20 protein-coding genes are annotated in these 25,572 nt (G+C 43.7%); 12 read left to right on the top strand and 8 right to left on the bottom strand.

The annotated features are described in order from the left end of the window. The first annotated feature begins 174 nt into the window (after nt 1-174). The 4 genes from P2A85_RS23910 (at nt 175) to rodA (ending at nt 4,552) form a co-directional block, all read left to right on the top strand. Nucleotides 175-1,062 carry a hypothetical protein gene (locus tag P2A85_RS23910; RefSeq protein WP_377475853.1) on the top strand — a complete coding sequence of 296 codons (888 nt, stop codon included), beginning with the start codon at nt 175-177 and terminating at the stop codon, nt 1,060-1,062. Nucleotides 1,063-1,522: 460 nt separating this feature from the next. Beyond that, nucleotides 1,523-2,512 (top strand): ABC transporter transmembrane domain-containing protein, encoded by a 990-nt coding sequence (locus P2A85_RS23905; protein WP_377475852.1) that lies wholly within the window; start codon nt 1,523-1,525, stop codon nt 2,510-2,512. Between the two features lie 255 nt (nt 2,513-2,767). Continuing rightward, nucleotides 2,768-3,115, top strand: a complete 348-nt coding sequence (locus P2A85_RS23900) for a VOC family protein (RefSeq protein ID WP_377475851.1) — start codon at nt 2,768-2,770, stop codon at nt 3,113-3,115. Between the two features lie 174 nt (nt 3,116-3,289). After that, nucleotides 3,290-4,552 (top strand): rod shape-determining protein RodA, encoded by a 1,263-nt coding sequence (gene rodA / locus P2A85_RS23895; protein ID WP_377475850.1) that lies wholly within the window; start codon nt 3,290-3,292, stop codon nt 4,550-4,552. 351 nt (nt 4,553-4,903) lie between these two features. On the opposite strand, the gene P2A85_RS23890 is transcribed toward rodA, so the two are convergent. After that, a complete protein-coding gene (locus P2A85_RS23890; RefSeq protein WP_377475712.1) occupies nt 4,904-5,287 on the bottom strand; it encodes a hypothetical protein in 384 nt (127 codons plus the stop codon). 228 nt (nt 5,288-5,515) lie between these two features. Beyond that, nucleotides 5,516-6,229: a riboflavin synthase gene (ribE, locus tag P2A85_RS23885; RefSeq protein WP_377481675.1), complete on the bottom strand. Its 714-nt coding sequence runs from the start codon at nt 6,227-6,229 to the stop codon at nt 5,516-5,518. Between the two features lie 570 nt (nt 6,230-6,799). Between ribE and P2A85_RS23880 the strand changes: the two genes are divergently transcribed. The 4 genes from P2A85_RS23880 (at nt 6,800) to P2A85_RS23865 (ending at nt 12,525) form a co-directional block, all read left to right on the top strand. Next, the gene (locus P2A85_RS23880; protein ID WP_340524078.1) at nt 6,800-7,306 is read left to right on the top strand and encodes a bifunctional nuclease family protein; all 507 of its coding nucleotides are present in this window, start codon (nt 6,800-6,802) and stop codon (nt 7,304-7,306) included. 112 nt (nt 7,307-7,418) lie between these two features. Further along, nucleotides 7,419-8,549 carry an aldo/keto reductase gene (locus P2A85_RS23875; RefSeq protein WP_377475849.1) on the top strand — a complete coding sequence of 377 codons (1,131 nt, stop codon included), beginning with the start codon at nt 7,419-7,421 and terminating at the stop codon, nt 8,547-8,549. Nucleotides 8,550-8,659: 110 nt separating this feature from the next. Then, nucleotides 8,660-11,881, top strand: a complete 3,222-nt coding sequence (locus P2A85_RS23870) for a PAS domain-containing sensor histidine kinase (RefSeq protein ID WP_377475848.1) — start codon at nt 8,660-8,662, stop codon at nt 11,879-11,881. 155 nt (nt 11,882-12,036) lie between these two features. After that, complete coding sequence (locus P2A85_RS23865; RefSeq protein ID WP_377475847.1) at nt 12,037-12,525, top strand: hypothetical protein; 489 nt, start codon at nt 12,037-12,039, stop codon at nt 12,523-12,525. 46 nt (nt 12,526-12,571) lie between these two features. Here P2A85_RS23865 and P2A85_RS23860 read toward each other — a convergent pair whose 3' ends face one another. Then, the gene (locus P2A85_RS23860; RefSeq protein WP_377475846.1) at nt 12,572-14,224 is read right to left on the bottom strand and encodes an ABC1 kinase family protein; all 1,653 of its coding nucleotides are present in this window, start codon (nt 14,222-14,224) and stop codon (nt 12,572-12,574) included. Nucleotides 14,225-14,609: 385 nt separating this feature from the next. On the opposite strand from P2A85_RS23860, the gene P2A85_RS23855 reads away from it, so the two are divergent. From P2A85_RS23855 to P2A85_RS23845, 3 genes are all read left to right on the top strand, one after another. Beyond that, nucleotides 14,610-15,779, top strand: coding sequence for an AAA family ATPase (locus P2A85_RS23855; protein WP_377475845.1), 1,170 nt, complete (start codon nt 14,610-14,612; stop codon nt 15,777-15,779). Nucleotide 15,780: 1 nt separating this feature from the next. After that, nucleotides 15,781-16,491 (top strand): hypothetical protein, encoded by a 711-nt coding sequence (locus tag P2A85_RS23850; protein ID WP_377475844.1) that lies wholly within the window; start codon nt 15,781-15,783, stop codon nt 16,489-16,491. Nucleotides 16,492-16,645: 154 nt separating this feature from the next. Continuing rightward, nucleotides 16,646-17,032: a hypothetical protein gene (locus P2A85_RS23845; RefSeq protein WP_377475843.1), complete on the top strand. Its 387-nt coding sequence runs from the start codon at nt 16,646-16,648 to the stop codon at nt 17,030-17,032. A gap of 16 nt (nt 17,033-17,048) precedes the next feature. On the opposite strand, the gene ileS is transcribed toward P2A85_RS23845, so the two are convergent. From ileS to P2A85_RS23820, 5 genes are all read right to left on the bottom strand, one after another. Further along, nucleotides 17,049-20,663 carry an isoleucine--tRNA ligase gene (ileS, locus tag P2A85_RS23840; protein WP_377475842.1) on the bottom strand — a complete coding sequence of 1,205 codons (3,615 nt, stop codon included), beginning with the start codon at nt 20,661-20,663 and terminating at the stop codon, nt 17,049-17,051. 436 nt (nt 20,664-21,099) lie between these two features. Further along, complete coding sequence (locus P2A85_RS23835; protein ID WP_377475840.1) at nt 21,100-21,264, bottom strand: hypothetical protein; 165 nt, start codon at nt 21,262-21,264, stop codon at nt 21,100-21,102. A 261-nt stretch (nt 21,265-21,525) separates the two neighbouring features. Further along, nucleotides 21,526-21,936, bottom strand: coding sequence for an Npun_F0494 family protein (locus tag P2A85_RS23830; protein WP_377475839.1), 411 nt, complete (start codon nt 21,934-21,936; stop codon nt 21,526-21,528). A gap of 72 nt (nt 21,937-22,008) precedes the next feature. Continuing rightward, complete coding sequence (locus tag P2A85_RS23825; protein WP_377475838.1) at nt 22,009-22,719, bottom strand: DUF4276 family protein; 711 nt, start codon at nt 22,717-22,719, stop codon at nt 22,009-22,011. Between the two features lie 3 nt (nt 22,720-22,722). Then, nucleotides 22,723-23,913 carry an AAA family ATPase gene (locus P2A85_RS23820; protein WP_377475837.1) on the bottom strand — a complete coding sequence of 397 codons (1,191 nt, stop codon included), beginning with the start codon at nt 23,911-23,913 and terminating at the stop codon, nt 22,723-22,725. 150 nt (nt 23,914-24,063) lie between these two features. Here P2A85_RS23820 and P2A85_RS23815 point away from each other — a divergent pair, with 150 nt between their 5' ends. Beyond that, nucleotides 24,064-25,554, top strand: coding sequence for a catalase (locus P2A85_RS23815; RefSeq protein ID WP_377475836.1), 1,491 nt, complete (start codon nt 24,064-24,066; stop codon nt 25,552-25,554). Nucleotides 25,555-25,572: the final 18 nt, after the last annotated feature.

The following is a 25,572-nucleotide window of genomic DNA, read 5'->3' as shown; positions in this document are numbered from 1 at the left end:
TGCTAGGACGAAATAATCATTCCACCTAAAAAAGTCATTCTAAGTGCCGTTTTTACCACTGTAGCAGCACTTTATAAACTGAGCAACAACATAGAATCATTCAAAGTAAATTTTCTCCAGCAAAACGAAGATTTAACATATAAGGTAAACTTACAGACAAAACAGGTCATATTCATGATGCAGTGGACACGGGATTGTAACCAGGTAACAAAGGCATTTGAGATAGCTTATAACAAGCTCCCTCCGACCAAGCAATACGGAGAAACCCAAGTGGAAGAACTATTCCCCGATTTTGTCACCAAAACTAAAAGCTTGCTTGAAATTACAACTTCGGAGTATGACCTCCAACTAATAAGCTGTGATCTGAGCGAGGCTGAAGCAGAAAAGTTCTCGGTATCGGAAAATGCAGAACCAATGAAAGTTACCTTGCATTTCTATAACAATGTCAAGCGACAGACTAGCGACAAAATATTGATTTTCCTTCAACCTGTAACTTTTAGCGCTGATTATAACTCTTTTGCTTGGAGGGTGCTAAACCCAGGTATTCAGCGACACCAAGAAGCTATTCTGGAGAATACATTCTCAGGAAGCATTGCTACATACAATTCTCCCGTGGGTGACTACTCCGAGCCTGCTAACTTGAATTTGGGTGAGGCTAAAGTCATAAAACAGTTAGGAGGACAAAGCTCTACTATTACAAATGACACCCGCCCAGTAGATCCCAACTTAGTTGGACTATACAATGATGGAGAGGAACGCCTCAGCGTTATATGGTATGTCAACAACAACAAGGTTGTCCAAACAAACAATACAGAATATACCACATTTAACAGCGGAAAGTATTCCACATTTCAATTGAAACAGTCCATTTACGTAATGCTTGCTCAGGAGCCGACAGAAACCCAGACATATAAACTTCAAACTTACGGCAACTTACAGGAGTTTGCTATTTCCTCCAGTGCAACAGATATGTACTTTGAAGTCTTCACTGATGACAAGGGGGGAGATAAGTTCAAGGAGACTGATAAACAAAAATTTGAGGCTTTGCAAAAGAAGACATAAAAGTGCTATCCCTCAATCTTATAGGTTGAGTTAAGCAGGGCGTTCAACTCAACATTTCCCAGAGATTACGGATGCATCACATCATCTTTCATAAATTTGAGTTCGCTACCTAGCGAACAACCGTATAACTCAGTGTCAAGCCTTGTCTTATGGATAAAGACAAGGCTTGATGGCTTTTTCCCCTAGAGACTAAAAAAACTGCCGATTAGCGCAGACAATTCGATTAATTTTCAGTATTATTACCGAGGTCTTTCATCGCGTAATATTGTTGAAGTCACTCAGAAATATCTCCATTAGGCAAAGATCCGACTTGTCCAAATGACAGTAGCAAGGTAGGGGAGCCATGATAGAGACATGGAAAAGATGCAGCCTCAAAAAAAGAGCAACTAAATCCAATCCAAACCTGGATAAATGCTACGTCAAAGTATAAATCGTGCCTGTAGACAAACTCCCATAACTCATGGAACTTATTTGGTTCTTTAAAACCCTCAACAAATACATTGCCTCCTACAAATGGCAATTCATTTTACTCTTTATCTGCCTGATATTCGACGCAGCATTCGATTCAGTCTTCCGAGCCAGCTTAAAATTTATCATCGATGCCGCCATCGTTCCCCAAAACTATGGCCTTCTGGTTCTAATCCTGTCCTTGCTAGTTGTCGGAGCAATTCTATATGCCTGCATCGGTTTGCTAGGAATTTTCCTAGGAGCGCGTTTAGGCATTTTAATCACCAACAATATCCGACACTCTCTATTCCAGCATCTCCAAAGCCTTTCAATGGAGTTTTTTGGGCGACGTTCAGCCGGGGATATAGTCAATTGTCTGATCGCCGATGTCCAAAAGGTGGAAAATGGTGTAATTACAATGGGGCTGACAGTCGTTGTTTTAGAACTGTCTAACTTCCTATTTTCTCTGGTTTTCCTCTTCTTCCTCAACTGGCAATTAGCCCTGCTTAGTTTAATCGGTTTAACTATCTGTACCATTGCTCCAGCAAAAATTGCCAGCCTTGCCACCGAAGTCGGCTATAATTTGCTGCAAAAAGAAGGACAGATTGCCAGCGTCGTCGAAGAGAATATCCTCTCGCAAACCGTCGTCAAAATCTTCGGGATGGAGAAGCAAATGGCTGAGGATTTTGCCACCGATTTGAATGACTTAAAACAGGTTTATGTCCGCGCAACCTTTCTCTCCTACTTAGTGCAGAAAGTCCCCATGATTGGTTTTGTAATGACGCAGCTTATCGTTTTAAGTATCGGTGCAGTCATGACATACCAGAATATCATTTCCGTAGGCACCCTTGCCTCATTTCAAGTTTTAATGCTAGGATTGAATCTCAATATCCTCGGTTTAACTTCGTCACTGCCTGCGTTTATCGATGGAGTAGCAGGGCTGCAACGCATCAGCGATATCTTATCAGAAACTCCATTGTCAATTATTGGCAGATATTGTTGATAAACCCGCCCATAATATGGTATGGGTAATCGACCGAACACGATATTACGCATTTGGGCGAAGCATCGAGCGAGATGCTTCGTTTCACTCAGCATGACACATAGGCTTTGCGTAGCTGTTTCACCATGCATAAGCAATAAAACTCGTAGAACAAGTACAGCTACCAATGACTAAAATTCAGAAAAAAGTAGTTAAGTGAAGACCAAGGAGAAAAAAGATATAATAAAGTAAAGCACGACAATAAAATTTGTAAATATGAAACTAAAACGATTAGGTCACGTAGCCGTTTGCGTGCAAGACATTGAAAAATCTGCTGATTTCTACCAAAACTTGGGTATGGAGTTAGTCTGGAAAGATGCAGACTGGGCGTATTTGAAAGCAGGAGAAGACGGACTGGCGCTGTTGAGTCCTACTTACGATCAAGCAGGGCCACATTTTGGGTTCGTATTTGACGATCGCACCGAAATGGAATCCGCCCACGAACAACTCAAAGCTGAAGGTGTTTCCGTCACCCACATCCACGAACACCGCGACGGTACTGCATCCTTTTATGGCAGAGATCCAGATGGTAACGGCTTTGAGTACCTTTACGAACCAGCTTGACAAAATAAGTTCTGATTTGTGATTTGTGAGGATAGAACAAAAGTTTTCCTGTTCATCCTCCCCCCTTCCCGGAACATCCCTACCAGTTGCCGAAGAATCTGACGTACCAAGGTAAACTCTGTACACTATCAACCAGATAATCTAAAATCTAAAATCTAAAAATCTAAAATCTTTATGTTTCAGAGAATACAAGTCAAAAATCGCTGGAAATCAATCCTCAAACCCTGGGCAGAAATAGACCCCTGGCTGTTCGCTGCTTGCATCGGCCTCACCGTATTCGGGGGAATCATGATTCACAGTGTTGAGATCAATCAAGGACTGATCGATTGGTGGCGACACTGGGTTACAGGCGGAGTAGGTTTGTGTTTAGCCATCATCATTTCCCGGTGTCGCTACGAAGTATTGATCCAGTGGAAATGGCCAATCTACATAGCGATCAATTTGTCACTGATTGCGGTGCGGTTTATCGGTAGTACAGGGCTCGGTGCCCAAAGGTGGATTAATATCGGCGGCTTCTACTTGCAACCGTCAGAATTTGCCAAAATCGGCATGATTATTACTTTAGCAGCCCTTATGCACGATAAAACAGTCCCTACGTTGCGGGATATGTTGAAGATGCTAGCAATCATGGCTGTACCCTGGGGATTGATTTTTGCCGAACCAAATTTGGGTACTTCTTTGGTATTTGGGGCGATAACCATGGGGATGTTTTACTGGGGTAATGTCAATCCCGGTTGGTTGATATTGCTATTTTCTCCTTTGTTCTCGGTGCTCCTCAATAACTTGTCTACACCGATTTGGGTAGGTTGGATATTAGTGGCGGGTGTGATTGCTTGGCGGTCTCTACCTTGGCGCTGGTTGGGGACTTTCGCTACAGTGCTGGTGAATGTGGTTTCGGGACACGTCGGACATATTTTTTGGAGCGTGCTCAAAGATTATCAAAAAATGCGGCTCACAGGGTTTTTAAACCCAGAAAAAGACCCTTTAGGTAGCGGATATCACTTGATTCAATCTCGGATTGCGATCGGTGCTGGGGAACTCAAGGGGAGGGGATTGAATCACGGAACCCAAACTCAACTTAACTTTATTCCAGAACAGCATACGGACTTTATCTTTTCAGCGATTGGTGAAGAATTAGGTTTTATTGGTTGTATTTTAGTCTTATTTTGTTTCTGGCTAATTTGTTTGCGGTTGGTGATTATTGCTCAAACTGCTAACGATAATTTTGGTTCTTTGTTGGCAATTGGTATATTGTCAATGTTGATTTTTCAAGTATTTGTGAATATTGGGATGAACATCGGCTTGGCACCTGTTACGGGGATTCCGCTACCTTTCTTGAGTTATGGTAATGCCTCCTTGCTGAGCAATTTTCTGGGGTTGGGGCTGGCCGAGTCGGTGGCGAATCGGCGACAGCGCAAGAAAATGTGGAATCATTGAACGAAGGAAGAAGGAAGAAGTTATTATAGCAATCCTTGCATGAGTCGTAAAGTTTTTGACCCCACCCCAACCCGGACCTTATTACTGGAGTTTAGACTAAAACAGAACAAAGGGGTGCATTACTGTAAATTGAATGCACTCAAGAGTGGTCGCTCTCAAACTTCAGATGAAAACGATTGAGCCACTCGTCCAGGGGTAAGTTTAACCTGAGCTTTTTGCCAAGGTAATGGGCGTTGTGCGACCAGGTGACGGGCCAGCCATAATTGCCAAGTAACACACGGCATTAAATCACTCCATCGATCGCATTGGGCAGGCGTACTTAATTGAGGAACAGCCCAATGAAGACGATTTTTAGCAAAACGATACCAGTGAGCGATCGCAAATCTTGTTAAATAGAGCCGCCAACGAGCTCGGAGAGTCCCAACTGGTAATTCGTTCGTGCAAAAATGGCAGGGCCCAACTGCCTTGTTCTGCGGGTATCCATGCCAATGTGCTGTAGCCATATCCTACTGTTACCGGACGACCTCCTAATTGTGACGGCGAATGTTCGTAAGTGCGTTCTTTAAGGGTTTTTGCATGAGGTCTGGACCAACTTGTATGGTCGCCTGCTAAGACAATCTGTTCTGACTGCGGGATTTGTGCGATGTAAAGTTTCATTAATTGCTCTCGATCGGGTCGCGTATCTTGCACTGCCTCGTAGACACTCGACCATTGACGGCGAAAGACACAAGACAACGATAAATCGGCTCAACTTTGAGCTGTTCTCGTCAGCAAGACTGCATCCATTAATTCAAAGGTAGCATCCTGTGCTTTACATAAATTCTTGTAGATGGCTTACTGGACTTCTATCTTATGGTTGAGCCTCATAACTTGTCGCCAGCGACCGTTGCCGTTGGTGAGTGCGGTGACGATCGTGATTTAATAGCTGTTTAGTCTAAACTCCAGACTCAGAAATAAATCTGATTAAATAAAGCCGTGTTCTGCTAAAAATTCCGGGGTAATGTCTGCCAAACTGTTAATGGCTGGGGTTTCTTCCCAGGGTTTGGAATGTAGTTTATGGCTGCTACGGAGGAACTTGGCGACGTATTTGCCTAAAATATCTGCTTCTAAATTAACTAAACTTCCTGGCTGCAAATAGCGAAGGTTTGTTTCATCAAAACTGTGGGGAATCACGGAAACTTCAAACCAATTGCCGTCTGCATCGCAATCTGCCACAGTCAGGCTGATGCCGTTGACGGCGATGCTGCCTTTGGGAACAATGTAAGGTGCTATTTGACGTTGCCATCCTGAATTGATGGCTGTTGGGGCTGTAAACCGCATTTCCCAGGCGTTGGCGGTTTGGGTTGATGTGGCTAAAGTGCCGATCGCATCTACGTGTCCGGTAACAAAATGTCCGCCTAACTTACTGCCGGCGCGTAGGGAGGTTTCTAAGTTAACAATAGCATCGGGGAATGCTCCGAGATTAGTCCGTCTGAGAGTTTCGGGGGAAGCGATGGCGACAAAACCTTGGGGCAAAACGGACACTACTGTTAAACAGACACCATCCACGGCTACGCTATCGCCGATCGCCAAATCTTGTAAAATCTGGTGGGAGCTGCTGGAGGTGCAGGAAATTTGAAAGCGGTCATTTCCTAGGGATTTGAGTTGTCCTAGAGATTGAATTAGTCCTGTAAACATGGGTATCTTATGGTATTTCGATCGCGGATTCACGTCAAACCACAGCCAAAATTCGATCGGAAGTAGCAATCCGTGGTCTTATTACCTCTTTCGGTAGATTATTTTGAGTGCGATCGGTTGTAGATTCAGGCGAAGATCAATTGACATACTCACCGCCCGTCATAAGTACGGTGATTCTTGACACATCATTTCAACTTGCTAACGAATTAGTCTTACGGTCGATCCGTGTCCGTTTAGAGTCTCCCAATGCCCTAGGGCGACTTTTTTGTTGTTTCCGCAAGTAGAAAATACTTGTTTTGCATTTCTGGGTTGGATTTCCATTGCCCTTTTGCTTCCCCTGTTTCTAATCTCAACTCTGACAGGACTTTCAACCTTGCTATTTGTTTCGGAGTATCTTTGATCCGGGCGGGTCTGTGACCATATAAAGTATAATACTTTTAAAATGAACCATCAACACGAAAAAATCAAAATTAAAGCCGTCCTAAAAGGACGGGGCTTGTATCCCATTTTCTTGGTCATCTTGATGTCCAACTTCTCCACCGCCTTACAGTATTCTATGAGGCCGATCGAATGATTGAAATGAAAGTCGCTGGAATTGCCTTAGATGCAGCCACGCGCAGTCCTATAGTCTTATTGAGAGACGCTACAGAGCGACGCGCCTTGCCTATTTATATTGGTCAAGAGCAAGCCAAGGCGATTATCAGCGTTCTAGAAGGCCACAAGCCTCCTCGACCTTTAACTCACGATCTCATGGTCAATTTCTTAGAAGCCTGGAATCTCACATTGGAGCGCATCGTGATTCACTCCCTGCAAGATAACACCTTCTATGCCGTACTGATCGCCCGTCAGGGAGAAGTTAAAAAAGAAATTGATGCCCGACCTAGCGATGCGATCGCCCTCGCCCTGCGGACAAATAGCCCCATCTGGGTGATGGAAGAAGTGATCGCTGATGCTTCTATACCGGTCGATCGAGATGCTGATGAAGCCGAACGTAGAGCTTTCCGAGAATTTATCTCAAATCTTCGTCCAGAGGATTTGATTAAAGGCAGTGGCTTTAGTTCGGGAGAAACTTCGTAGTAGTTATGTATAGAAACGTTCTCGGCAGTTAGGAATTTTTTAATTTCTCAAACCATTGATTTTATTGAATTTTCCTTCTGCCTTCTACCTTCTTGCTTCTTGCTTCTGCTATATGCGCTATCGAAGGTTTGGCAAAACGAACTTGCCCCTGTCCGTATTTTCCTTGGGAACCATGCGCTATTTGGCTTCTGAGGAAACGGCCTGCCAGACTGTACAGCAGGCTGTGTCTCTGGGCATCAATCACATAGAAACAGCCTCTGGTTATGGTTGCAGCGAGGAATATCTCGGTGTCGCCCTGTCGGCTGGGTTGGCTGTGGATCGATCGCGCTTGCACGTCACCACGAAAATTTCGCCAACGCCCGATGCAGAGGCCATGGAACGCTCGATTGATGAGTCCCTAAAACGCCTGAATTTAGACTACCTAGACTGTCTGGCAATTCATGGTTTAAATACTTGGGAACATTTGGCTTGGGTACAAGCAGAAACAGGCTGTATGGCAACTGTAGACAAAGCTGTTGCCGATGGCAGAATTCGGCACGTCGGCTTTTCCACTCACGGACCCTTAGAGCTAATTCTGGCCGCTATCAATACAGATTTGTTTGAATTTGTCAATCTGCATTATTACTATTTTTTTCAGCGCAACGCCCCGGCCATTGAACTAGCCAGCCAAAAAGATCTGGGCATTTTTATTATTTCTCCCGCAGACAAAGGGGGGCAACTCTACACTGCGCCCGAAACCCTGACAGAAATATGTAGGCCGTTCTCACCCCTAGAGTTGAATTATCGGTTTTTATTGAGTGATACTAGGATTGGGACGTTGAGTGTGGGAGCCGCCAACCCGATGGAACTAGAGGAACCACTCCGATGCTGCGATCGCGACTTTCCCCTGACAGCGATGGAAATTACTGCATTCGATCGCTTAGAATCTGTAATGGCAGCCAGTCTGGGAACGAACAAATGTAGCCAGTGCTATGCCTGTTTGCCCTGCCCAGAAAACATCAACATTCCTGAAGTATTGCGACTCCGCAATCTCGCTGTCGGCTGCAACATGACTGACTTTGGGAAATACCGCTACGCCATGTTTGAAAACGCTGGACATTGGTTTCCTGGAAATAAGGGCAACCGCTGCACCGATTGTGGCGAATGTTTGCCCCGCTGTCCCGAAAAGTTAGATATTCCGGCCCTGCTGGCAGATACTCACCAGCACCTTGGTGGCAAATCAGGCAGGCGGTTGTGGGATTAAAAAAAAAACTGGTTTCTCCAGGTAATTAAGAGCAGAATTTAAACATTAACATTCCGATCCTCTAGATTAATTGGCAGCCCGCATCTACTACCGATTTAGCATCTACTCCTATGGATCAGACTAACTTAAACAACGGTCAGTCAAATTGTCCGCAGCCAAATATCACAGAAAGTTCCGAAAAATTCACCCCTGTTGTCAGTCTTGCTGGGACTGACAAGTTGTTTCTCACCCGCCAACAACTAATGGGACTGGTGGTTTTAGCAATTATATTGCCACTGGGACTTGCAGGTGCGGCGCTGTGGATGATGTGGACAGCGGGACTTAGCCAACTGCAAAATCAAGCTAAATCAGAACTAGCTGTTAGTGAAATTAACTATAATCTCAAAGTCGATCGCTGGGCTTTGAATTTGCCAAGCTTTTTTGATAATCAGTCGATCGCCCAAACAGCCATAGCTTACAATAGTGGCAAAAAATTACCATATTTGCAAAAAAATGTCAAGCAAATACTGGAAAATCAAGTCAAAACAGGGGAAATAGACAGTGCTGTTTTAGTAGGGAAAGATGGCAAGATAATTGTTAGCACTAATCCCAAGCAGCAGGGAGAAAAATTTAATCGTCAAAAAATAGCCGATCGAGTATTAAGGAAAAAAAAACCAATTACCATCAGCGAAATTCTGGGTCAATCGGAAATAAACAAACTATTCCCAAACCAGCAGTCGGCGGGATTGAGCGCTACCAATGTCTTGGTTACTTACACAGCAATTCCCATAAACAATCCCCAAAATGAGACAGTTATTGCAACTTTAGTGTTAGGCAAAAATCTGAGTAAACGGTCGATGGCTATCCCTGGGGAAACGGTCAAGGAAAGAATCGAGGGATTTGACGGTATTTATGCACAGCTTAAGGAGGGCAAATATGCCTTGGTAAATGCACAAACCGTCAACACAAATCAAGTTTTGCCAGACTTACAGTCGATGGAACAATTGCTCCTGAAACCAGCACTGGTGGCAGGTGGTAAAACAATTGCCAAGGAAATCAAAATAGGCAATCGAACTTATACAGTAGCAGCAAAAACCTTAAATTATTCAGGAAAAAATTCCCCCGTAATTTTAGTCAGGGGAATCGCCCAAACCGGGCTGGAAAATTATGGGCTGATTGTGGGATTTTGTGGGGCTTCCCTAGGGTTGCCAATGGTCTTGGCAATGGCGATCGCCCGCCAAGGAAATTTGAGATTGGGGCTATGGAATTTGGGAACTAAAGAAACACAAGCCCCTGGATTCATTCCTTCTTCCCAGACGAAGGAGGGGGAAAATCCGCAATTGTTGGATGAGTTAAAATTTGATAATTTTCCCAATTTATTTGCAAAGCAGTCAATTTTAGATCGTCAATTAACAGTCGATTTTAATTACAAAAAATTATTAATAGACAATGAATCTAGTGGCTTTTTTCCAAAAACCTTAATTTTTAAACAACTAGAATTACCAGCAGCTAACTCCAATTTAAACAAGAAATCATCCACAGAAGAGACAAGTTTCTGCTTGATAAATATCAATCAGACCAGACAAAACTTGCAAAACTTAAACCGCCTTAACTTGGAATTGCAGCGAGAAATAGTGGAGCGCGAACACACTGAAAAAGCGCTACAAAATAGCCAAGGATTATTACAATCAATCTTAGACAACTCGACAGCAGTGATCTACATTAAGGATGTAGAAGGAAAATATCTCCTAGTCAACCGCTATTTTGAAACCTTATTTCATATCAGCCAAGAGCAAATAGCCGGAAAAACTGATTGGGATATTTTTCCTAAAGAAAAAGCTGAAACTTTGCGAGCAAACGACCTGAAAGTTCTCCAGGAGGACTCACCGTTCAGCATAGAAGAAGTTGTCTCTCAAGACGACGGACAGCACACCTACATTTCCCTAAAATTTCCTCTCTACAACTCCCAAGGAATTGCTTATGCAGTTGGTACAATTTCTACAGATGTGAGCGATCGCAAACTTGCCGAACTCGCCCTAGAAAAAGCTAAAAAAGAGCTAGAAATACAAGTCGAAGAACGCACCCTATTCCTGAAACAATCCAACCAACTCTTGCGGCTAGAACTCTCAGCCAGAGTCCGTGGTGCCATCACCGTCAGACAAATGACATCTCAAGTGGCCAGACACGCCAGAACCGTTGACTGCATTCTGGGCGCATCCCTAGACCTAATTTTTCTAGTGAACCAGTCAGGAAGATACACTTACGTCAGTCGCACTGCGGCTCAAGCAGCCGGCTTGAATCCCAGAGAAATGATTGGTAAAAGTTGGCAGGAATTGGGTTGGTCTCCCAAAATTATGGAGCAAGTTCACCGACAGTGCGACGCTGTATTTGCTACCACCATCCCCGCCAAAGGCGAAGTAATCGTCCCTACCGCAGCCTGGGGAATACGGGACTACGAGTATATTCTCAGCCCGGTTTGCGCTACAGACGGCAGCGTGGAAGCAGTGGTTGCTACCCTGCGCGATATCACCGAACGCAAAGATGCTGAGGAAGCGTGGCAGTTGGCCAAAGAAGCTGCTGAAGTGGCCAACCGCGCCAAGAGTGCGTTTTTGGCAAATATGAGCCACGAGTTACGGACTCCCCTGAACGCGATTATTGGCTACAGCGATATACTCGTGGAAGATGCCGAAGAGTTAGGGAACAAACAGACTGTCTCGGATTTAGACAAAATTCGCAATGCTGGCAAACATTTGTTGCGATTGATTGACGATATTTTGGATATCTCCAAAATTGAGGCTGACAAGATGGAACTTTGTCTCGAAAGCTTCGATGTGGGTGGCTTAATTGAGGAAGTGGCGGTTACAGTCAAACCACTGATGGAGAAAAACGGTAATGTTTTGCACGTAAATATTGGTGAGGGCATCGGTGCTATGCACGCTGATTTGATGAAAGTGCAGCAGGTACTATTGAATTTATTGAGCAATGCTGCTAAGTTTTCGACAGCAGGTACGATTGAACTTGGTGTAGCCAGAATTACCAGTGAAGCATTAAAAAATAAATATCAACCGACGGTTACTCAAATTTTAATTTTGGATTCAGATTTTTTAATTTTCAGAGTTAAAGATACAGGAATTGGCATGACTAAAGAGCAGCAAGAACGACTGTTTCAACCTTTTACTCAAGCGGATAATTCCACTACCCGCAAGTACGGCGGTACGGGTTTGGGACTGACTATCAGTCAGCGTTTTTGTCAGATGATGGGTGGGGATATTGAAATTGAAAGTGAAATTGGTTCCGGTTCTACGTTTACAGTTTTTCTGCCTGCTGCTTTATTCAAGCGTCATGAATTATAAATTTTGAAGGAATAAGGAATAAGAAATAATGTCGTTTCTGGTTGCATCGGAATAATTTAACCTTACTAGAACACAGAGGACACAGAGGGAGAGAATAGAGAGATGAATAATTTAGATGCTACCGGATTTGATATAAGAAATAAGGATTTAGGTAAATGTATTATATCCAATTGAGCAAACATATTGATTTTTATATAGCTTGTTTGATTTCTGTTTCGGTATTATTGTCGCAGCCACCTGCTGCACTGGGGAAACAGCCGGCTTGTTCTAGGGGCGATATTGCTAATTTGCCATCGCCTCCACTTTCTCAAACCCAAAAGAGTGTTCCGAGTTTGTGGTTGGCTCAAAAACAATTTGGGGGACAATTACTCGATCGCTGGTTTGTGGATTCTAATTCTCGCAATAGTTGGGTTATCCTGTTAGTCAATCGCCAGCTTTGGAGTGGATTGGATTATGTAGGACGCTATCAATTTGTCAATCGGTTTGGGATGGCGGCCATGGAAGATGGATACAATGTTCGAGTGTGTAACCGTGAAGGTGTAGCTTTGGCTGCTTACTTCTGCGAGGGCGATCGACTAAACTGCCACATCAATTTAGACTCTGTATCAAACTTGGGTATTCAAAGAAAGCCAAAGCTATTTTAAACCACATTCCGCACCCCCATAGCAAGTGAATTTTTGTGAACTGTTTTTATCCCCGAAAACGACCCGATCGCAGAATACTAATAACTAACCATAAACCCAAAAAACTCGCGGCTGCAAACAAACCATTGCTCAAAAAAGATAATTGAGCAGTTTGAGCATTAGAAGAAATAATTGCGGCCCCGACAATCAGCGAACCTACCACAATACTAAAAGACAGTCTATTCGCCGAATCCCCCAAAGTCCGGCGCAGGGGATCGATTTCTTTTACAGTTAAATTCCATTTCAAAGTTTCCGAAGTAACTCTGTCTAACAGCACTTCTAATTGCCGTGGAGATTGCAGAGACAAACTTTTGAGATCCAGCGCCGTTCTTAGTAAAGCTTGCACCGGATCTTCTCCGAATAACTGACGCCGAAACAAATCGGTCATCAGTGGCTTAACCTGTTCTATAATGTTAAATCTGGGATTAAAAGCGCGCGCTAGACCTTCTAAATTAGCGAGAGTTTTGGCATATAAACCGAGGTTGCTAGGCAGTCGAATTTTATTTTTGCGGGTGATTGCCAGCATTTCATAAAATATTTCCGACAAGTTCATTTGTGACAGGCTGACATTGTAATACTTACGCAGCATTTTAGCCAAATCGTTTTCGAGACTAGCCAAACTCGTAGGCTGAGCAAATTCTGCCATTTGTAATGTTAATTGAGTGCAGCGCTGAGCGTCTAAATCAACAATTGCTAGTAATAGTTCTGTCAAACTCTGCTGAGTTCGCGGATCTAATCGGCCGACCATGCCACAGTCTAGTAGGGCTATACGTCCATCTTTGAGATAAAATAAGTTGCCGGGATGTGGATCGGCGTGAAAGAATCCATCAATATATAACTGCTGAAAGAAAGCGCGAGAAAGTAGTGTTGTAATTTCTTCGCGTTCGGCATCTACATCTCCGTTGTGGCGAAGTCCTTGCAAGTCGCCTAACAAGATTGGTACGCCGTCCAGCCACTCCATTACTAATAGTTTTTTTGTGGTTAATTGCCACTGAATTTCAGGCACAACTATTTGTTTTGGGTCAAACCAGCGGCTTTTAGAAAGGTTCCGTTTGAGTTCGTCTGTGTAGCTGGCTTCTTGAATGAAATCGAGTTCTGCACGTAGGGCGATCGCAAATTCTTCTGCTAAGGCGACGATATCATATTGTTGACCGTAGTCTGTGAGGGCAACAAGTTCTGCTAAGGCTTTGAGGACGGCAATATCTCGTTCTATGATGATATCAATGCCGGGACGCTGAACTTTGAGGGCGACTTGGCGGCCGTCTTTTAATGTGGCTTTGTGGGTTTGGGCGATCGAACCGGCGGCGACGGCTTGAGTGTTAAATTTGGAGAAGGTTTCTTCGATCGACACTTTGAGTTCCTGGCGGATAATCACTTCTACTTCCGACCAGGGTACGGGGGGAACATCGGCTTGCAGGGAGGAGAGAGTATCGAGGTAGGCTGTAGGTAAAAGGTCGGGACGGGTACTCAGCAATTGTCCCAATTTCACAAACACTGGGCCTAATTCGATCAGGATGTTGCGGAGGACTGCTGGGGGTGGCAGACTGGGTGCGTCGGTTTTGCGGCCGGTGAGGAGGCTTTTCATGTAGTCCCAACCGTTGCGGAAGACGACTTCTAGGATTTCTCCTTGGCGAGAAGTGGTTTGAACTAGGCTGAACACGGGGCCTCCGGGTCGATCGGGTTTAAGGGCTATAACTACTAGGATAGCGCTGTTGAGTGGGCACACCAGTATCTAGGGGAATAACTTGGGGTGATATCAATTCCGGTTGTATCGGAATGATTTAACCGCGAAGGCGCGTTCCCCGCAGGGGTTCCCGTAGGGTAGTACGCGAAGCAAGAGAAGAGAGAGTTTAATACAGGACGATGAAGAGAGGATTTTATATGAGAGGGCGAAGGGGGCGAAGGGGATGAAGCTATTACTCCTGATGGTATTATGGGCTTTATGGTCTAGAGTTTTCTAAATGCTATGTTATTAAAAATAATCGCTGGGGCTTTCCTCACGTTGACCCTTAATTAGTTTACTGTGCTACAAATTAAATTTACCTATGAGTATTGAACTTGTATCGGCTAACATTAAAAACTTTAGGAGCTTAGGCGATCTCACATTAAATTTTAAAGATTTAACGATTTTAGTGGGGTGTAATTCTAGCGGAAAGTCTAATTCTTTACAGGCGTTATCGATTCTCAGCTTGATGCTAAAAATTGGTTCTCCTCCCCCTGTGGAGTTCATGCAAAAATTCTTGAGATTTGGGGGAAATGAAGATATTACTTTTTCTATTAATGTCAAAGAAGCTAAGAAGACAGCCGAGTATACTCTATCTGTTTCTATAGAAGAAGGAAAATTATCTTATTCGCACGAGAAACTTGTGATAGGTAAGCATAAAGTAATAGAAGCCAAAAATGGCGAGGGTACAGTGCGAGATGAAAAAGGAAGGAATTCTCAGAGATATCAATCTAAAGCTGGCAACTTAGCATTAAAGTCTGCCGGTGATTTTGGGGACAGACCATTTACTGGCCGAATTGCAGAATTTATCATCAATTGGGACTTCTACAATTTAGATCCTGAGTTGATGAGAGGTAGTCCTATGTTTGTAATTGGCGACAATATTGTAATGAACACAGAAACTATTCCCAGTCTGGGTAGCACAGGTAGGGAAATTCAAGATGTTTTACAATACTGGGCTGAGAACGATCGAGAAAAATTTGAATTAGTTAGTCAAGAACTGGATGATTGTCTGGGTATAAGCTTAAAGTTAGTGGACGAAGAAGGAGAGAAAATCATTAAAGTATTGGAAAAAGATAGTCTAGAGATTCCTTTATCCAATATGTCAGATGGTACTCTGCGAATTATGGCTTATTACGTGCTACTTCATCAAGATCATCTACCTACACTGATTGGGATTGAAGAACCTGAACGCAATCTTCATCCAGGACTGCTAAGAGAGGTTGCATCTGTAGTAAAAAAACTGTCTCAAAAAACACAGGTAATTATTACAACTCATAGTTCCCAGTTACTTGATTGTTTCAATTTGGATGAAATAAACTCAGATGTTTCTGTACTGCTTCTAAGCAAAATAGATGACGTTGGAACACAGGCTTTTCCCGTAGATGAGTTAGGGAAAAGTCGGGATGATTTATCTGAATGGATGAGAGACTTTGGAGTAGGCAGTGCAATTTATCATAGTCATCTACTACAAGGAATTTTAGAACAATAGTATGACTAATATTCTTATCTGGGCTCCAGAGTCAGATTTTGATAGTAAAACTGTTTGCTGTATAGCTAAGAAGATTGTTAAATACTATGATTCCAATATAACTGTTTTGAATAGTGATAAAGTAGCTTTTAATCAAGCAATCAAAAAAACCGGAGGGGATGGTCTAAAAAAGGCAGTTGATATTTATCTTAAAAACAGCGAATTAGTGATATTTTTACTTGATGCAGATGGTGTACAATCTCAAGCTCAACGATTGCAAGAACCTAATTCTCTAATTAATAGAATTAATAGAGTTGTAGAACAATCTCAAGGTAAATGTTTGTTAATACTTATACGTCAAGAACTTGAAGCTTGGTTGTTGGTAGATTGTCTTGGTATTTGTTGCTATTTTACAAAAAATCTCAGAACTAGAAACGATCCGAAATGGAAAAAATTTGCTGAAAAATATCAAAAAGGTCAAACAGATTTGATAATTGAAGCTGAATCGGGAGGAAAAAATGCTAAAGAGTATTTAGTTGATTTTTCTAAAGATATTGTAAAAAAGATAAATCCTCAACTTAAAGATAGAGATTTTAAAAAACAGCAATATTCTGAGAATGACTCAGATAAAGTTGCCGAGAAACTAGAGATTACCGATCGAACGATCGCACGAAATAACTCATTAAGTGAATTTGCTAAGTATTTCAAGAAGGAAGTAGATTCTAATGAATAACTGGATCGCCCGTTTAATCTTCTGCGTCCTCTCCTTATCGCCGTAACAAGTGGAAGCATAACTCGGTTTGCCAAAGTGGCGATCGCCTCTTCATTTCTCGCCAACTCGGCCGCCGCCTCCAAAGTCTTCTCAAACTCCTACAGAGTGTTCTTTATTGCCAGTTTTAGATCGAAACGTGCCTGTAGAATCTTTACTGACAGCGGCGAATTGTCTGGGAATTCTGCGGCGCGAAAATCGAGGGAGAAGGAAACTCGATCGAGTGTTTGTGAAAGCATTATCGGAGACACTCCGCTTGTGGTACAACGTCGCGGTGGCTTCGGGTATACCTTGGCAAAAAGCGTCTGCCCCACGTTACGCGCCCAAACTGGAGGACATCAAGGAGGCCATTCTGACAGACCAATACTCTGTGGCGAGAAACTTGACTTGGACAGAATGGGAAAGGCTGATGGGATTTCCTCCAGGATGGACAGTCGCCGAGGGAGACTCCTTGGTAATGCCGTTGTCCCAGGAATTGCCGAATGGATTGGCAGACAAATCTTAGAGATTGATTCTTGTACTTAGAATTCTCCAGCTACTGCACAGACACAGCGTTCGCAAATTAGCGGATGTTCGATCGACTCCCCGACGTGAGTAGAATAATTCCAGCAACGATCGCACTTTTCGCCATCTGCTTTGACTACACCAATCGCCAAATCAGGAGACTGGAAGTTGTAAGGTAACTCTTGCAGAACCTGATTTGATTCTATTAGTTCCACTGCCGAAGTAATGAACAAATAGCGCAATTCGTCTACACCGTTGCCGGTCATTACTAAATTAGAAATTACAGGTATTTGGGCCGGTGTTTCTAATTTTGGTTCGGCAGCAATTAATTCTGTTGTCTGGATTTCAGGTACTTCTACCATCAGTGGTTCGACTGAGTTCGCCAGTACCATTTTCGGGATTTCAGGTACTGCTACAATCGCTGTTTCTACTGGGGCTGTGAGTACGATCGCCTGGGTTTCTGCAATCACAATCGCGCTGGTCTTGCCCAGCACATCTGCTGTCAGCAACTCAATATTTTCTGCCAGTTCTTGACGGCTAGCTGCGAACAACAAATGACGGAAAGCAAACCAAATGGTGAATAGGATACCGATGATTTCCAACAGTCCCCCCAGCATGGGAATTTGATTTATTGTATCCAAGATTCCCAGGGTTACTTTACCAGTTACCAAGAGTGAGGCCAACAAGCCAACTGTTACCAAAACCTTTTGGTATTCTGTGAAGAAATTGCCCAGGTAGGTAGGTATATCTGCTGCAAACTGAGCAACTCGCTCGAAGATTGGCTGTGCATCAGGAACCGAGGGTTCAACGGCAGAATATTCGATGACTTCTGAAGGTCGATCGCCCTCTGCGATGGTTTCCTCCTCTACATGAATTGTCTTTTCTGTCAAGACCTTGGCAACATTTGCTGCTTGTGCTTCCTGTAGATCTTGTGCTGCTTTAGCTTTTTCCGCGGCTGCTAACTCGATAATTGAATTTTGCGATCGCACAAACTCCAGCAATCCCTCACTACTAGGATTCAAAGCTTGTAACTGCTCTCTTTTTTCAACATCAGGAACATACAATAAAACCTTAGCTTCCAAAGAAGAACCGATCGTCTTTTGAATCCTAGCCTGTTCCAAAACCTTGTTAACTTCCCCACGCACTTGCCGCAAATATTGCCAACGAGTCGCCAATTCTGGATTGTGCCATGAAGCATCCAATTCTACCCAACCCGATTCAAACACTGATTTGTATGGTGTGGGATAGGGAATATATTGCCAAATATCCTCAGCCATGTGACACAACACAGGTGCGATCGCCTTTGCCAAATTCTCCACAGCGATCGCAATCACCGTCTGACAACTCCGGCGGCGGTGAGCATCTGTAGCGCTGATGTAAAGTCTATCCTTGGCAATATCCAGATAAAAACTCGACAAGTCCACCGTACAGAAATTTTGCACAGTTTGGAAAAATCGGGAAAATTGGAAGTTATCAAAAGCATCCTTTACTTCCGCAAAAACTTCGCCCATTCTGTGCAACATATAGCGATCGAGTTCCGGCAATTCCGCGTAAGGGACGGCATCTTTTGCGGGGTCGAAGTCGTGCAAATTCCCCAGCAAAAACTTAGCTGTATTGCGAATTTTGCGGTAAACATCCGACTGCTGTTTGAGAATGTTTTTGCCCAAAGGCACATCGGCCGAGTAGTCTACCGAAGACACCCACAACCGCAAAACATCGGCCCCGTATTCCTTAATTACCAAGGCTGGATCGACAACATTTCCTTCAGATTTGCTCATCTTGCGGCCTTTTTCATCCAGCACAAAACCATGAGTCAAAACTGTTTTGTAAGGAGCCACACCATTAGTTGCTACGCTGGTGAGTAAACTGGATTGAAACCAACCGCGATGTTGGTCTGAACCTTCCAAATACATATCAGCAGGATAGTTCAATTCCGATCGCCCTTTAGCCACTGCGGCCCAGGAAGAACCAGAGTCAAACCACACATCCATCGTGTCCGTTCCCTTGCGGTAAGTGCGGCCGTTATTGCGGTAAGATTCCGGCAGTAATTCGGCGATCGACAATTCCCACCAAGCATCAGAACCCTTGTCAGCAATAATTGCTTGGACGTGGGCGATAGTTTCTTCGTTTAACAGCGGTTCGTTAGTTTCTTCATCGTAGAATACCGGAATCGGAACGCCCCAAGTCCGCTGGCGGGAGATGCACCAATCCGATCGATCGCCTACCATTGCAGTAATCCGATTTTCACCTTGGGCGGGAATCCAATTCACATTAGAAATGGCTTTTAACGCTTCATCACGGAACCCTTCCACCGAAGCAAACCATTGTTCCGTCGCCCTAAAAATAGTTGGCTTTTTAGTGCGCCAATCGTAAGGATAGGAGTGAGCGTAACTTTCCTCTTTAATCAAAGCATTTGCTTCGGAAAGAGCATCAATGACTGCGCTATTGCCATTTCCGAGGACATTTAGACCTGCGAATACTCCGGCTTCTGCGGTGAAATTTCCGTTTTCATCTACGGGAGTCAAAACTGGTAAGCCGCAGCGTTTTCCGACGATAAAGTCTTCTTGTCCGTGGCCCGGTGCGGTGTGTACCAATCCCGTCCCAGAATCAGCAGTAATGTAATCGCCGCCAGCCACGATCGGGCTTTCGCGATCGAACAATGGATGTTTGTAGATGCAGCCTTCTAATTCTTTGCCTTTGAAGGTTGCAAGTATTTTTAATTCAGTGTTAAAAGTTGCCGACAGCCGATCGACTGCATCGACAGCAACTAACATGAATTGTTGGGCGATGTTAGAATTTGCCGGCGGTTCCACCACCGCGTAATCCAATTCGGGATTGACGGCGATCGCCAAGTTGGCCGGAATCGTCCAGGGGGTAGTCGTCCAAATCGCTGCCCAGAGGCTCGGCATATAGCGCTGTAGGGGCGGTGCCCCCGTGCCCGCCTTCTTCGATTGCAAAGATTTTGACAGTTTTTTGACGTGGAAGCCAACGTAGATGCTGCGCGAAGTGTGGCCTTCAGGATATTCTAATTCAGCTTCAGCGAGGGCAGTTTTGGAACTCGGACTCCAGTGAACTGGTTTGAAGCCACGGTAGATGTAGCCTTTGAGCACCATTTCACCGAATACGCCGATTTGGGCGGCTTCGTATTCCGGCTTCAGGGTTAAATAGGGATGGGCCCAGTCGCCCCAAACGCCGTAGGTTTTGAAGGAGGCGCGTTGTTGTTCGACGGTTTCTTGGGCGAAGGCGGCGGCTTTGCGACGGAGTTCGATCGGGGTAAGATTGAGGCGATCGTCCGATTTCATGTTTTTCAAGACTTGAAGTTCGATCGGCAATCCGTGACAATCCCAGCCGGGGACGTAGCGAACTTTTTTGCCGCAAAGCATCTGGTAGCGATTGATGAAATCTTTGAGGATTTTGTTGAGGGCGTGGCCGATGTGGAGTTGGCCGTTAGCGTAGGGTGGGCCATCATGGAGGATGAACAAGTCGCCCGGATTATTTTCCGAAAGGCGATCGTAGATGTGTTCGTCAGCCCAAAATTGTTGCAATTCCGGTTCTCGTTTGACGGCGTTGGCGCGCATTTCAAACTTGGTTTGGGGCAGATTTACTGTGTCTTTGTAAGATTTAGCTTCCATTTTTGAGAAACGTTTTCTGTAGTTAGTTGTTAGTAGAAGGAAGAAGGAAGACGGAAGAACCCCCCCCTGCCCCCCCCAAGGGGGGAAATAAGGAAGAAGGAAGAAGGAAGAAGGAAGAAGGAAGAAGGAAGAACCCCCCCCAACGGGGGAAATTCCGGAAGAAGGAACAGTGCTTATACAGTAAGTTTTTTAGCCATCGATATTTTAAGTTTAGTTAGATGGACTTACTTATCAAGTCCGGTTAAATAATCATAATTAGTTTGTAGTCAGGACTTTAGTCCTCTCTCGTGCTTGAAGAGCTGACAGTTAGATATTCTAGTATAGGCGATCGCACGCACATTCGCTCAAAGCAAATCCGTAGGGTGCTCTCTCTTCTCTACCTCTGCGCCCTCTGCGCCCTCTGTGGTTAAAAAATCATTCATAAATCCAGGTGGCGCTACTGACTCAGCCAACCGAACATTTCACCAACAGTTAGATTAAAGGATTCGGCGAAAGGTGGAACGGGGAGGCGATCGCCCGGTGCTTCAAAAACTGCTATGGTGCGATCGCGGTCTAACTCGTTTGACGGCGAGTCCGACAGGGATTGAAATCCCTGTCTCATAGCACAAGTCCTCTGAAAGAGGACTGAGGAGGTTGATTAACGTGAAATGCGAAACTCAATATCAAGTTGAATTTAGACTTGCAGTCGGTTTTATGCGAAACTCAACATCGAATTGAATTGACACTTGCAGTCGGTTTTAACCGACTTTCGCTATGAGACAGGGAATTCATTCCCTGTCGGACTGTCGGACTGTCGGATTGTCGGACTGTCGGACTGTCGGATTGTCGGACTATCTGTCAGACTGTGGCAAGCGAGAAAATCTCATAGAAACAGTCCCAACCCGCGGCTAAAGGCATTTCCCAGGCGATCGCACAATGAAGCATCCGGCACTTTATTTCCTTCCTGTTCCCATTTTTCCACGAGTTGGCGGCCCAGGGGCGTGAGGCGAAAACTGTCGGTAATCCCTTGTCCGTCTACTTCTCGCCGCAGTACGCCGACTTGGATCAGCCACAGCAGGGAGTTTTCGGCTGTGAGTTCGGCTACGGGCGATCGGGTGTAGCCGCGTTCGACACCGGAATTTGAGGCGATCGTAGTTAGGAAAACGCTGTTATCGCGGATGGTCTGGAAGAAGTGTAATTGAAATGGGCTGCACCGGATCGCGCGATCGGCTCTTTTGACAGTGCGATCGGGATAACTAATAGATTTAAACGCTTCCGATGGGATAAAAGTCATTTAGAGAACCTCTGAATAGGTTGTATATTTTTAATTGTTACCGATTATATGGTAAGTTTGGCGGTTGATTTACTAAACCAAGAAACTATCTATCTCATCAATAAACCTTTTGAGTTGCTTAACACTGTTAACCAAGTGCAAATACAAAAGTTCATAATCAAGATTATTTATAATCTCTTGCGAGGCTTTTTCGCTTTTATCATAATTTCTACTTACTAATCGATAAATTTCATCTAAATCTTGACTAGGATGTGCCCTTTGTTCAGGATCTAGAATTCTTAGGTCTAAACCACATTTTTGTAGGATAAAATCACAGGTTAAACGATTATCTATTTTAGCCAAATAATTACATTCTGCTAAAAACCATGCTTCAACTTCCATTACAGCTAAAACTACATAAATTGGAACTCCTATTTTTTGCAAAGGTTTCAAAAATCCTCTGATTCCTTTTTCTATTTCTTGCTTTTTTTCTAAAGGCTGTGGGTATAAATCCCTAAGTCCTATAATTTTTTCATAGCCACTATTCGTTAGACGGTCATGCTCTTTTCTGATATCAGAAAGTACCTGAGAATCACAATCGCAATTATATATAAGAACAAAGAAAGGAGCATCTTTTTTTATACTCTGTTGAAGTGATTGAATTCTACGATTATCTTTACGGCCTTGAAATTTAAAAGTTTCAATAGATATTTTTTTATGCCCAGCAATTTCCTGAAATAACCTTTCAACAAATATCTGTTCTGTTTGTCCTTCAACAAAACAAGCAATTTTCTTTGGTGTCATAATTTATTCTGCCTCTTCATCACCTTCTTTTTGTAACAGAAACTCACTGGTGAACAAATCAAAGTTGTTAAGTCCAATAAACTTAAATTCTTCAATCTTATCGCGTGAATTAGAAAGATTATGTAATTTTGCACTCCCAGGAGTTCGTTCAATCAATGACCAATATTCTATCGGAACACCATTCATAATAAACTCATCATTGGTAGTCATAATAAGTTGAATTAATCCTGTTTGAGCTTTGTCTATTAGAATTTTAATTATAGAGGAAGAGCGTTGATAATCTAACCCTTCTCCAATATCATCAATCACAATACAACTAGGTTTACTCGCTAGTAAAGAGTAGTTAATTTGAATAAACAATGATAAAGCTCGAAACATTCCTTGTGAAATTTCTGATTGTTCTGTAACAGAAGTTAAATCTTCTTCCTGAATATATAAAAATTGTGGTAAGTTATCTGGGCTATCAACAGAAATATCGGGATTGATTAAAGATGGCACTTTTGTGCCAATCTCTGATAATTTATAACCAATTTCTCTCATATCAGAGAGAATTGCTTTTATAAACGGCTCGCCTATTTCCTGTTTTCCAATCACAAATATACCGACCACAAAATTAGAATCCTTGAAATCGGTTTGATTTTTTAGTAATTCCATTGTGGAACGAATAAGAGCCATCGTATCTTTCCCTAGCTGTGCTCCAAACTCATAAAATCTTAGGGAACTAGACCATTGATATAAATTCTCTAAAAATGGATGCTGAATAGAGTCTCTACGCTTAACAACTGCGAGTTCTGTTTGGTCAGTTTGAAACCGTATATGTCGAGCAATTTCTTGAGTGAATATAATACCTTCACCTGATTCATCCCTATCTAAAAGTGGCTCATCGCTTCTACTGCCTATAATTAATTTTTCTTTAATTACAAGACCTTTCTCTATTTTCAATATATATTCTGTTTGTTGTTCAGGCAGATCAGTATCAAACAGCAAACGCCATTCATAGCTTTTGGGTTGGGGAGCAAGAGATCTACTTTCTGATAGTAACTTTGAGAGAGTATCTATTGCCCTCACAATTTTTGTTTTACCAGTAGCATTTTTACCTACAATTAAATTTGTTTGGCTTAATCGACACTCTTCGACTCGCCATTCACCAGGCAGACCTTTATTATATACATACTCAAAAATATCTAGCTTCATAAATTTGTTACCTTTCCTACAAAATTTTTATAACAGATGAAACACCTATAATATAACACCCGATCGCACATCTGAAAATTACCTCCGCAGATAGACCCCCGTCCCAGAAACCTATGGAACACTGAGGATACAGCAATCGACTTACCCACCATGATAGAACACAAAACATTGACAACGGCTGACGGGATTCCAGTTGCAGATAACCAGAACTCCTTGACAGCAGGTGAACGCGGGCCTATTCTCATGCAGGATTTTCACCTGATGGAGAAGCTGGCTCACTTCAACCGAGAACGCATTCCTGAGCGCGTTGTCCATGCTAAAGGAGCCGCTGCATTTGGCACGTTGACCATCACCCATGACATTACTCGCTATACCAAAGCTCAGCTATTCTCAGAAATTGGCAAACAAACTCAGGTTCTGCTCCGCTTCTCTACCGTAGGCGGCGAAAAAGGTTCAGCAGATACCGAACGTGACCCCAGAGGCTTTTCGCTCAAATTCTACACCGAAGAAGGTAACTGGGATTTAGTGGGCAACAATACGCCTGTTTTCTTCATCCGCGATCCGCTTAAATTCCCTGATTTTATCCACACCCAAAAGCGCCATCCGCAAACGCATCTCAAAGATCCTAACGCTAAGTGGGATTTCTGGTCGCTGAGTCCAGAATCTCTGCATCAGGTGACAATTTTGTTTTCCGATCGCGGTACGCCGAAAAACCACCGCCATATGCACGGTTTTGGTAGCCATACGTTCAGCCTAATCAATGCTCAAGGAGAACGGGTTTGGTGCAAATTCCACTTCAAAACTATGCAAGGTATTGAAAATTTTACCGCCGAAGAAGCGATGCGGATTAAAGGCGAAGATCCCGATCATTCGACTCGCGATTTGTTTGAAACAATAGAACAAGGTAATTATCCCAAGTGGCGGTTTTGCATTCAAGTAATGACCGAAGCCCAGGCGGCAGAGTATCACGAAAACCCCTTTGATTTGACGAAAGTGTGGAAGCATTCTGAGTTTCCGTTAATTGATGTGGGAACTCTCGAACTCAACCGCAATCCCCAAAACTTTTTTGCAGAAGTAGAACAGGCGGCGTTTTCTCCTTCTAATGTCGTTCCAGGAATTAGCTTCTCTCCAGATAAAGTGCTGCAATCTCGCATCATGTCCTATGCAGATGCTCAACGCTATCGTCTCGGTACAAACTATCAGCAATTGCCAGTTAATCAACCAAAGTGTCCGGTGATGCACTACCAGCGGGATGGCGCAATGGCATTGGGTAACAACGGTGGTAGCGCGCCGAACTACGAACCTAACAGCCATGAGGATACGCCGAAGCAAAACTGTGTCTATGCTGACCCAGCTTGGGACTTAGGAAATGTCAAAGTCGATCGCTACGATCACCGTAAAGGCAATGACGATTATACTCAAGCAGGAGACCTCTATCGCTTGATGAAACCCGACGCACAGCAGCGGCTTGTCGCTAATATTGTCGAAAGTTTGGGTGCAGCAAAACCGGATATTCAGATGCGCCAACTGTGCCATTTCTTCCGCGCCGATCCGAATTACGGCCGCCAAGTGGCAGAAGGTTTAGGGATTAAGCTCGATCCATCGATGATGCCCGCTGCGGCTCAACCGGTGGGCGTGTAGTCCGCCAGGGAATGAATT

Origin of the sequence: Microcoleus anatoxicus, from assembly GCF_042465725.1 — a bacterium.
Lineage (GTDB): Bacteria > Cyanobacteriota > Cyanobacteriia > Cyanobacteriales > Microcoleaceae > Microcoleus > Microcoleus anatoxicus.
The sequence above is the reverse complement of the archived record's forward strand: the minus strand, read 5'-3'. Positions and strand labels throughout refer to the sequence as shown.